Here is a 4,135-nt window from a genome sequence, read left to right on the forward strand (position 1 = left end):
AGGTTTGAGCGACGAAGGTCAGGCCAGCTGGATACCCACTTTTAAAGATGAAACAACCATTTTAGATAATACTAAATATCCTTTTGTTGATGAAGCGAGCTGGAGATTTGTTAAAAAGGGTTTAACGCTTAAAGTAGAAATGAACCTGGCGCTTAAATCAGAAAATTTAGCCCAGTTAAAAGATTTAATCGTTGATTATAAAATAATCTGCCCGATTTCCAAAACATCCAACTGGACAGATGTACGCCAGTTTAACCTGATGTTCAGCACACAATTTGGTGCAATGGCGGAAGGTAGCGACGAGGTTTATCTGCGTCCGGAAACGGCACAGGGTATTTTCGTAAACTTTTTAAATGTTCAAAAATCGGGAAGGATGAAAATTCCTTTCGGTATTGCACAGATTGGTAAAGCTTTCAGGAATGAGGTAATTGCCCGTCAGTTTATAATGCGTATGCGCGAGTTTGAACAAATGGAGATGCAATTTTTTGTACGCCCGGGCGAAGACAAAAAATGGTTCGAATACTGGAAAGAAGCACGTTTAAAATGGCATAAGGCCTTAGGAACTTCTCCTGAGAAATACCGTTACCACGACCACGTAAAACTGGCGCACTATGCCAATGCAGCAACCGATATCGAGTTCGAATTCCCATTTGGCTTTAAAGAGGTTGAAGGAATCCACAGCCGTACCGATTTCGATTTAAAACAGCATGAAAAATTTTCAGGCAAAAAATTGCAATATTTCGATAACGATTTAAACGAAGAAGGTAAACCTTATGGCAATTACGTTCCTTATGTAATCGAAACTTCTATCGGTTTAGACCGTATGTTTTTGTTAACCATGATCAACGCTTTTGAAGAGCAGGATTTAAGTACCGAAGATAAACAGGACAGCCGTACTTTATTGCGTTTACACCCCGCTTTGGCACCATATAAAGTAGCCATTTTCCCATTGACCAAAAAAGACGGTTTACCGGAAAAAGCACGTGAGATTATGGATGAACTGAAATTCGATTTCAACTGTATTTACGAGGAGAAAGATGCGATTGGTAAACGTTACCGCCGTCAGGATGCAGTAGGTACACCATTCTGTATTACCATCGATCACCAGAGTTTAGATGATAATACGGTTACCATCCGCCACCGCGACAGTATGGAGCAGGAACGTGTAGCCATTGCCGATTTAGCAAACATCATTGGTAAAGCAACCAACTGGAAAACATTGTTGGCGTAAAAATTATAAATCCGTCGTCTAGAGCGGAGGGCAACGAAGCCGAGAGATCTAACCCAAGATAGACCTTTCCACTCCGAGGTGCTTCGGTCGGGATGACGATTTTTTAAGTCGCAGGTTTTTACCCCTGCGACTTTTTTGTACAATAAAAAATGAATTTAGCCGAACACTATAACAAACTTTACAACAATTCGATAACCAAAATAGCAAATGGTGATTACGAAATTGACCGTTTAATCGATTCGGATACCGATCAGCGTTTTGGGATTACCCTGGTAATCAGACCAGATGAGGCAACAAATAATCGTATCCAGCAATTTTTAACTGAAGCTAAAGCCATTGAGCCAGATCAGTATTATTATCAAAATGCCGATATCCATATCACTTTAATGTCGATCATTTCCTGTTACGAGGGTTTTGATTTAAAGGATATTAATGTTGAAGATTATGTAGAACTCACTAAACAGGTATTGGCTAAATACAAAAATTTCAACATCCACTTTAAGGGCTTAACAGCCTCCCCATCATGTATTTTGATCCAGGGATTTTTAACCGAAACGTTAAATGAGATCAGGGATGACTTACGCAAGGCCTTCAAAAATTCAAACCTGCAACAAAGTATTGATAAACGTTACGCCATTCAAACTGCTCATTCTACCGTAATCCGTTTCAGGTCCGGGTTAGAAAATAAAGAGGCTTTAATCAACCTAGTGGAAAAATACAGGGATTACGATTTTGGAACTTTTGAAGTAAAACAGATCGAACTGGTGTATAATGATTGGTACCAGCGGGAAAGATTTGTTAAAAAATTGCACCGGTTTTCTTTACCTTCGCAAACTAATTAACCCAAACAAATTAACGCTGTGAAATTACCGTTCAGATTATTTTTAATGGCATTGCTATGCCTCTTAATTACCTCATCCTGCAAAAAAGAAACACCAGAGCCTGAAAAGAATATTTTTAGTGCTAAAATAGAGGATACGTTGGTAGAATTCCCCTACCTTATAGCAGTTAAAAGTGATTTTATGGCTAGTGAAACTGGTAAAATGATGCGAATAGTGGGTAAAACCCAAAACCGTATGATCGCGATAAACATTCACAATTATAAGGGAGTGGGCGAATACGTTTTGAATGATAACATGGGACAGATAGCGGGTTCATACTCATACACTAAAAAGGATCAAGGTGTTGAAAAAGATGAAATTTATTTTTTAACAGAAGGAAGTGTAAAAATTACCAGTGTAACCGAAGATAGAATTAAAGGGTTTTTCTTTTTTAAAGCAACTGGTTATGATGAAAAAACAATTACCGAAGGACAGTTTTCGATTAACATAACTGATGATAGTAAATCACAACCATAATTTCGATAAACGCCATATCGCATAACCTTAACGTGGTAATACTTTGGTCACAAAAAACTTTCACCAGGTAGCCCAATTTCATATTCATTTAACCGAATGGTATATTTGTTTAGAGATCAAAAACCATTGTTATGAAAATCCCACAGAAGTTTTTTGCCCGCCGACACGAAATAGCAGCAGATTTTTTAAAGGAACTGGATAAACATCTTGACGATGTAGTATCGGGCCGCGCTACCGAAATGTTCGAAGTGAGGGATTTTGCCGAAATTATCCACGTCCATCCTACCCATTTAAGCAATACCATAAAAGAAGCTACCGGACATTCGCCCTGTTATTTTTTTGAAGAACGTTTAATGGAGATTTCTAAATCAATGTTGCAGAATGTAAGTATGCCTGTTGCAGAAATTGCAAGGATATTAACTTACGATCCATCCAACTTTACTAAGTTTTTTAAACACTTTGCAGGTCAAACACCAAAGCAGTACCGGGAGGCCTATTTCCAGTCGCTGGCAACAAATAAGGAAATTGTCACCATATAAAACTTAAACAGTCACCATTTTTACTTAAGCTGTCACCATTTTTACAGCCTAATTCCATCTAATTTTGTTTAACAAATTAAAAGAAAATGGAAACACAAAATAAAATTGCCCTGGTAACCGGTGGTAGCCGCGGATTGGGAAAAAACGCAGCATTAAAAATTGCAGCAAAGGGACTTGGTGTAATCATCACCTATCAATCTAAAAAAGAAGAAGCAGAAGAAACCGTTAACGAAATTAAAAAACTTGGTGTTGCCGCAGCAGCATTACAGTTAAATGTTGGTGATTCTAAAACTTTCGATACTTTTTTCGGCGAGGTTAAAAGTGTATTGAAATCTGTTTTCAATGCAGAAAAGTTCGACTTTTTGGTAAATAACGCCGGGATTGGCATACATGCTTCTTTCGCCGACACCACTGAAGAACAATTTGATGCTTTGGTCAACATCCACTACAAAGGCGCTTACTTTTTAACCCAGAAAGCGTTGCCACTATTAAATGACGGCAGTGGAATTATTAATGTTTCATCCGGATTGGCACGATTTGCAACACCAGGTTATGCCGCTTATGCATCAATGAAAGGTGCTATGGAAACCTTAACCAAATACCAGGCTAAAGAATTGGGTGCAAGGGGAATCAGATCGAACATTATTGCTCCGGGGGCTATAGAAACAGATTTTGGTGGTGGTGTAGTACGCGATAACGACCAGCTTAATGCAGGTATAGCTGCTAACACCGCTTTAGGCCGTGTAGGTTTACCAGATGATATTGGCGGCGTAGTAGCATTTTTATGTACCGAAGATGCAAGATGGATTACCGCACAGCGCATTGAAGCATCGGGCGGTATGTTTTTATAAACCGCTCGCCTATTTTGACCACGAAGGCAACAAAACACGAAGGCAAATTTCTTTGTGTCTTGGTGGTTATTCTAATAGCAATATCAACAGTTTTTTGACCACGAAGGTACAAAGACACGAAGACCAAACATCTTTGTGCCTTCGTGTCTTGGTGGT

At 38.9% G+C, this 4,135-nt stretch carries 5 protein-coding genes; all 5 read left to right on the forward strand.

Going from position 1 to position 4,135, the window contains the following annotated elements; translation table 11 throughout:
• Positions 1-1,231 (forward strand): glycine--tRNA ligase (locus B2V92_RS05580; protein ID WP_293305526.1); only part of this gene is annotated, 1,231 nt, incomplete at its 5' end.
• A 149-nt stretch (positions 1,232-1,380) separates the two neighbouring features.
• Positions 1,381-2,073: a 2'-5' RNA ligase family protein gene (locus B2V92_RS05585; RefSeq protein ID WP_293305529.1), complete on the forward strand. Its 693-nt coding sequence runs from the start codon at positions 1,381-1,383 to the stop codon at positions 2,071-2,073.
• Positions 2,074-2,091: 18 nt separating this feature from the next.
• Positions 2,092-2,589, forward strand: coding sequence for a hypothetical protein (locus tag B2V92_RS05590; protein WP_293305532.1), 498 nt, complete (start codon positions 2,092-2,094; stop codon positions 2,587-2,589).
• Between the two features lie 131 nt (positions 2,590-2,720).
• A complete protein-coding gene (locus B2V92_RS05595) occupies positions 2,721-3,128 on the forward strand; it encodes a helix-turn-helix domain-containing protein (protein ID WP_293305535.1) in 408 nt (135 codons plus the stop codon).
• Between the two features lie 86 nt (positions 3,129-3,214).
• Positions 3,215-3,979 (forward strand): SDR family NAD(P)-dependent oxidoreductase, encoded by a 765-nt coding sequence (locus B2V92_RS05600; RefSeq protein WP_293305537.1) that lies wholly within the window; start codon positions 3,215-3,217, stop codon positions 3,977-3,979.
• Positions 3,980-4,135 lie beyond the last annotated feature (156 nt).

The sequence above is a fragment of the Pedobacter sp. UBA5917 genome (genome assembly GCF_002432345.1).
In the GTDB taxonomy this organism is placed as follows: domain Bacteria; phylum Bacteroidota; class Bacteroidia; order Sphingobacteriales; family Sphingobacteriaceae; genus Pedobacter.